The organism is Bradyrhizobium sacchari (assembly GCF_002068095.1).
GTDB classification, from domain to species: domain Bacteria; phylum Pseudomonadota; class Alphaproteobacteria; order Rhizobiales; family Xanthobacteraceae; genus Bradyrhizobium; species Bradyrhizobium sacchari.
Genome location: NZ_LWIG01000008.1, coordinates 194,421 through 200,184, shown reverse-complemented (window position 1 = coordinate 200,184; position 5,764 = coordinate 194,421). Strand labels below are relative to the sequence as shown.

Sequence of the window (5,764 nt, the reverse complement as noted above, 5' to 3'; positions counted from 1 at the left end):
GGCGCTCACCGAATGGCTCGCGAGCTAGGCATTCACCCGCAATAGGCAGCCTTGGTCCACAGGGGCAAGAGAAACAAGCCCGCCACGGCGATGTCGACCACGTAAAGGACGCGCCGGGCCTTCGCCGAGACCGGTGTCGCCGAGTGCTCACCTTCGTAGACCACGAGCGGATTGAACTTCGTCTCCCAGCCGAGCTTGTATATCAGCAGAGAGATGAAGTCGTAGACCGGCAGGTACAGCAGAAGGATCAGAAAGAGGCCATTCAGGGCGATGGCGAGCCAGGACGAACTGGTTTCGCTGGTGAAGCCCGGCAGCGTACCGCAGGCATAGGGGCCGAAACGGCTCGCCCAGAGCACCACAAGGCAGACCGCCAACATGGCGAGATGCTTTCCGGCCTTCATGCAAGCACCTATATTGACCCCGGATCTTGTTGTAGACCACGAGTCTTTCCGGACTGTTTCCAAACGAGGCGATCATGCTGCGCGACGACATCAACAATGCGGTCAAGGAGGCCATGAAGGCCAAGGACGAGCGCAAGCTGTCCACGCTGCGCATGGTCAACTCGACCATCAAGAACGCCGACATCGACGCGCGCGGACAGGGCAAGCCGCCGTTGTCGGACGCCGATTTGCTCGCGGTGCTGCAGAAGATGATCAAGCAGCGCCAGGAGGCCGTCGAGCTCTACGACAAGGGCGGCCGCGCCGAGCTCGCCAGGCAGGAGCGCGAGGAGATCGAGGTGATCTCCGCGTATCTGCCGAAGCAGATGTCCGAGGACGAGGTGAAGAAAGCGATCGCGGATGCCATCGGCGAAACCGGCGCTGCTGGCATGAAGGACATGGGCAAGGTGATCGCCGTGTTGCGCGCGAAGTATGCGGGACAGATGGACTTCGGCAAGGCCAGCGGCTTGGTGAAGGCCGCGCTGTCGGGCTAGCTCGTCATTCCGGGGCGCGCAAAGCGCGAAACCGGGATCCATTGTGCTGCAGGCTCCGTTGATCGATGGATTCCGGGTTCGCGCCAAGAGGCGCGCCCCGGGATGACAAGAAGAAACTGGGGAGGCACGATGACCGCCATCAAACCGTTCAGCATCGCCATCAGCGACGACGTCCTCACCGACCTCAAATCGCGCCTTGCGCGCACCCGCTGGCCGGAGGCGGAGCTGGTCGACGACTGGAGCCAGGGCGCGCCGCTGAAATGGATCCGGGAGATCTGCGGCTATTGGGCGAGCGGCTATGATTGGCGCGCGCGTGAGGCAAAGCTCAATCGCTTCGATCAGTTCACCACCGAGATCGACGGGCTCGACATCCACTTCCTGCATGTGCGTTCGAGAGAAGCAAACGCGCTGCCGCTGATCATCACCCATGGCTGGCCGGGCTCGATCGTCGAATTTCAGAAAGTGATCGCGCCGCTGGTTGATCCCGCCGCGCACGGCGGCAATCCCGCCGATGCCTTTCACGTGATCTGTCCCTCGTTGCCGGGCTTCGGCTTCTCCGCCAAGCCGAAGACCACCGGCTGGGGCGTCGACCGCATCGCCGCAACCTGGGCGAAGCTGATGGACCGGCTCGGCTATGCGCGTTATGGCGCGCAAGGCGGCGACTGGGGCTCGGCGGTGACGACCTCGCTCGGCGCGCAGGACCCGACGCACTGCGCCGGCATCCACATCACGCTCGCCTTCAACGCCGCGCCGAAGGTCGAAGGCGAGCCGACGGCGGAGGAGAAGCGCGCGCTCGCCGGTCTCAAGCACTATGTCGATCTCGACTCCGGCTATTCAAAACAGCAGTCGACGCGGCCGCAGACGCTCGGCTACGGCCTGACGGATTCGCCGAGCGGCCAGGCGGCCTGGATCTTGGAAAAATTCTGGGCCTGGACCGATTGCAACGGCCATCCCGAGAATATCTTCACGAGGGACGAACTGCTCGACAACGTCATGCTCTATTGGGCGACGGAGACGGGGACCTCGTCGGCGCGGCTCTATTGGGAGAGCTTTGGCAAGCGCCGCACGACGCCGGTGGTGAAGGTGCCGACAGGTGTCGCCGTGTTCCCGAAGGAGATCATCACGCCGGTGCGGCGCTGGATGGAGCCGAACTTTCACAACATCACCCACTGGAGCGAGATGGAGAAAGGCGGCCATTTCGCCGCCTTCGAGCAGCCGGAGCTGTTCGTGCGCGATGTCAGGAGGTTCTTCGCGACGGTGCGGTGACTCGCTGTCATTCCGGGGCGCCCGAAGGGCGAGCACGAAATCCATCGGGTTGCAGAAGACGCCGCATGATGAATTCCGGGTTCGACGCTGGGGCGTCGCCCCGGAATGACGCCGCGGGCCTCTTGTCCCGCGCTCTCACAGCTCTAGACTGGGCAACAATAATAAAACACCGGGAAGACGACCAAGCCGATGCTGACCGAAGCCAAGACCTACGACGAGCTCTATCGGAACTTCCGCTGGGACGTGCCGGCGCGCTTCAACATGGCCGAGGCCTGCTGCGACCGCCATGCTGACGGCACCGGGCGTCTCGCGCTGATCTATCTCGACGAGAACGGCGTCACCACGCGCACCTCCTTCGACGAGGTCGCCGAGATGTCGCGCCGCTTCGCCAATGTGCTGAAGGCGGACGGGCTTGTCCGCGGCGACCGCGTCGCGGTGTTCCTGTCGCAGTCGCTGGAATTGCCGATCGCGCATATGGCGGCGTTCCGCTCCGGGCTGATCTCGGTCCCGCTGTTTGCCCTGTTTGGTGAGGACGCACTGGAATTCCGCCTGTCGAATTCGCAGGCAAGAGCCATCATCACCGACGAGGCTGGCTGGGAGAAGCTCACGAAGATCCGCGAGCGGCTGCCCTATCTGCAGGATATCTATGTCACGAGTGGTGCCGTCCATGCCGGCGCAAAGCCGTTCTGGTCCGCGATCGAAACCGCGTCCGAGGATTTTGCAAACGTCGACACCTCGGCCGACGATCCCGCGCTGATCATCTACACCTCGGGCACCACGGGCAATCCGAAGGGCGCGCTGCATGCGCACCGCGTCGTGCTCGGTCATCTGCCGAATGTGGAGATGTGTCACAACTTCCTGCCGCGCCCCGGCGACCTGATGTGGACGCCGGCCGACTGGGCCTGGATCGGCGGCCTCGTCAACGGCCTGCTGGCGTTCTGGTATCACGGCATTCCGCTGGTCGGCCACCGCGCGCGAAAATTCGAGCCGCAGGCGGCGATGCAGATGATGGCCGATCTGGCCGTCCGCAACGTCTTCCTGCCGCCGACCGCGCTCAAACTGATGCGGCAGGCCGGCGTGAAACATCCCGGCGTCAGGCTCCGCAGCATTTTCACCGGCGGCGAATCTCTCGGCGGCGAATTGCTGGGCTGGGTGCGCGAGACATTCGGCATCGACGCGCATGAGGTGTTCGGCCAGACCGAGTGCAATCTCGTGATCGGCAGCAACGCGAACCTGTTTCCGATCCGACCGGGTTCGATGGGCAAGGCGACGCCGGGCTTCGACGTCCGCATCGTCAACGACAAGGGCGAGGAATTGCCGCGCGGTCAGCGCGGCATCATCGGCGTGCGCCAGCCGTGCCCGGTCACCATGCTCGAATACTGGGGCAATCCCGAAGCGACGGCGAAGAAATATGCCGGCGAATTCCTGCTCACCGGCGATCTCGGGGTGGAGGACGAGGATGGCTATTTCTGGTACGTCAGCCGCGAGGACGACGTCATCACAACGGCGGGCTACCGCGTCGGCCCCTCCGAGATCGAGCACACGCTGATGAAGCATCCGTCGGTGGCGATGGCCGCCGTGGTCGGGATTCCGGATCCGATCCGCACCGAGTCGATCAAGGCCTGGATCGTGCTGCGCCCGGGCTTTGCCGGCAGCGATGCGCTCGCGCGCGAGATCCAGGAGTTCGTCAAGGTGCAGCTCGCCGCGCACGAATATCCGCGCTATGTGGAGTTCGCCGAGACGCTGCCGATGACGGCGACGGGCAAGGTGCTGCGGCGCGAGTTGCGGGCGAGGGGCTAGGCTTTTCCATGTCGAAGACGTCTCAGGCCGCGGGGCTGCATCGCGCCTCGCTTGCGAAGCTGCACGAGCTCGATGCGGCGCTGGAGCTCATGTATTACGGCTGGCGCGGCATGACGCTGGAGGCCGACGACTATCTCGCAAAGCAGGGCCTGTCGCGCCCGCACCATCGTATCCTTTACGTGGTGGCGCGCCGGCCCGATATCGCGATCGGCGCGCTGATCGAGATCCTCGGCATTTCGAAGCAAGCCCTGAACCGGCCGCTCAATCTGCTGCTGGAGCGCAAGCTGCTGACGTCGAAGCGCTCGCCCGAGCAGCATCGCTCGAAATTGCTGCGCCTGACGGCCGCGGGGCAACGCATCGAGCAAAAGGCGTCGGACCGTGAGCGCAAGGTCATGCGCCAGGCGTTCGAGCGCGCCGGAGCGTCTGGTGCGGCAGCCTGGATGGCCGTCATGGAGGCGATCGCGGACAGCAATTGACGATCTCTCAAGTCAATATAGTTGACATGAGGGCGCGGCTTTGCCACTTTCGGGCCAGCGGGTCAGGGAGGGCTCTGCCATGGGCGCAGGGAAGATGGATCGCGCGGCGGCCGAACGTTTCGTCGCGGCATGGTGCGCGAGCTGGTGCAAGGTCGATATCGACGCGGTCGTCGCGCATTTTGCCGACGATGCGCAGATGCGCAGTCCTCTCGCCCTCGAACTGACCGGGTCGCCCACCGTCGCCGGCGCCGAGAACATCCGCGCCTATTGGCGGCAAGCTTATGGCCACATCGAAAGCGCCGATCTGAAGATCGTCAGCTGGGGCTGGGACGAGGTGATCGCGCGACTGATCGTGTGGTGGCAATTGGGCGAAACGCGCGCCAGCGAATTCATGGACTTCGACGATGCGGGCCGTGTGATCCGCAGTGAAGCCTTTTACGGAAAATAGCCATGCGTCTTTCGGATATCGTTCTGCTCCTCAACTCGCTCTGGTTCGTCGGCGCGTTCATCCAGTTCAGCATCGCCCAGCGCAACACGCTGAAGATATTGTTGCCTCGGGAAGAGCGCGGCAATCCGATCGCGCCGACGCTGGCGGCGAGCGTCGCGTTCCTCGGCGGCATGAACCTGCCGATCGGGCTGTTGTCGTTCTATCTTCTGGCCGCGCGTCCGCTGTTCTTCCAGCCAGTGCAGGCGCAGCTCGTGCTGTTCCTGTTCTTCTCTGCCTGCCACTTCAGCCAGTTCGTCTACAACGTTCCCGTGCTGATGCGCGGCGGGCGCGTCGGGGTGGCCTATTGGCCGGTGTTGAAGGGCCCGATGCTCCGCATCTTCGTCATCGACGCGGGCCTGTTCGCAGCCAATCTCGGCGTGGCGCTTCAGCTCGCGTTCTCGTCCTGATTCATCGCGGCGGCGCCGAGAGGGCGGCGCGCAGCATCGCGGCGAGATCCTTGCGCCGGAACGGTTTTGTCAGGATGCGGGCGTCGCCAATCCCATCGGGCGTCTTGACCGGATCGTGGGTGTAGCCGGAGGTGAAGAGCACCTTGAGTTCCGGCCGCAATTGAACTGCCTGCCGCGCAAGCTCCGGCCCGAACATGCCGCCAGGCATCACGACGTCGGTGAACAGCAAATGGATGTCCCCGCGTTGGCGCAACAGGTCCAGCGCCGCGGGACCGTTCGACCGCGCAATGACGCGGTAGCCGAGCGCCTTCAACTCGCTCTCGACATAGGCGCGCACCATGTCGTCGTCCTCCACGACGAGAATGGTCTCGCTGCCGTCGGGCGCCGCGATCCGCCC

8 protein-coding genes are annotated in these 5,764 nt (G+C 64.2%); 6 read left to right on the top strand and 2 right to left on the bottom strand.

Annotated features, from left to right (window positions below; translation table 11 throughout):
* Positions 1–32: 32 nt before the first annotated feature.
* Positions 33–401, bottom strand: coding sequence for a hypothetical protein (locus tag A5906_RS12140; RefSeq protein WP_080135431.1), 369 nt, complete (start codon positions 399–401; stop codon positions 33–35).
* Positions 402–475: 74 nt separating this feature from the next.
* Between A5906_RS12140 and A5906_RS12135 the strand changes: the two genes are divergently transcribed.
* The 6 genes from A5906_RS12135 to A5906_RS12110 all read left to right on the top strand — a co-directional run bounded on the left by A5906_RS12135 (position 476) and on the right by A5906_RS12110 (position 5,367).
* Entirely contained in the window at positions 476–931 is a 456-nt protein-coding gene (locus A5906_RS12135) for a GatB/YqeY domain-containing protein (protein ID WP_080135430.1), read from the top strand.
* 129 nt (positions 932–1,060) lie between these two features.
* Positions 1,061–2,197 (top strand): epoxide hydrolase family protein, encoded by a 1,137-nt coding sequence (locus A5906_RS12130; RefSeq protein ID WP_080135429.1) that lies wholly within the window; start codon positions 1,061–1,063, stop codon positions 2,195–2,197.
* Positions 2,198–2,386: 189 nt separating this feature from the next.
* Complete coding sequence (locus A5906_RS12125) at positions 2,387–3,997, top strand: acyl-CoA synthetase (protein ID WP_080135428.1); 1,611 nt, start codon at positions 2,387–2,389, stop codon at positions 3,995–3,997.
* Positions 3,998–4,005: 8 nt separating this feature from the next.
* Positions 4,006–4,473, top strand: a complete 468-nt coding sequence (locus A5906_RS12120; RefSeq protein WP_080135427.1) for a MarR family winged helix-turn-helix transcriptional regulator — start codon at positions 4,006–4,008, stop codon at positions 4,471–4,473.
* Positions 4,474–4,552: 79 nt separating this feature from the next.
* Positions 4,553–4,921, top strand: coding sequence for a YybH family protein (locus A5906_RS12115; RefSeq protein ID WP_080135426.1), 369 nt, complete (start codon positions 4,553–4,555; stop codon positions 4,919–4,921).
* A 2-nt stretch (positions 4,922–4,923) separates the two neighbouring features.
* The gene (locus A5906_RS12110; RefSeq protein WP_080135425.1) at positions 4,924–5,367 is read left to right on the top strand and encodes a hypothetical protein; all 444 of its coding nucleotides are present in this window, start codon (positions 4,924–4,926) and stop codon (positions 5,365–5,367) included.
* 1 nt (position 5,368) lies between these two features.
* Here A5906_RS12110 and A5906_RS44275 read toward each other — a convergent pair.
* Positions 5,369–5,764, bottom strand: a 396-nt coding sequence (locus A5906_RS44275; protein WP_245326702.1) for a response regulator, incomplete at its 5' end; no start/stop codon positions are given.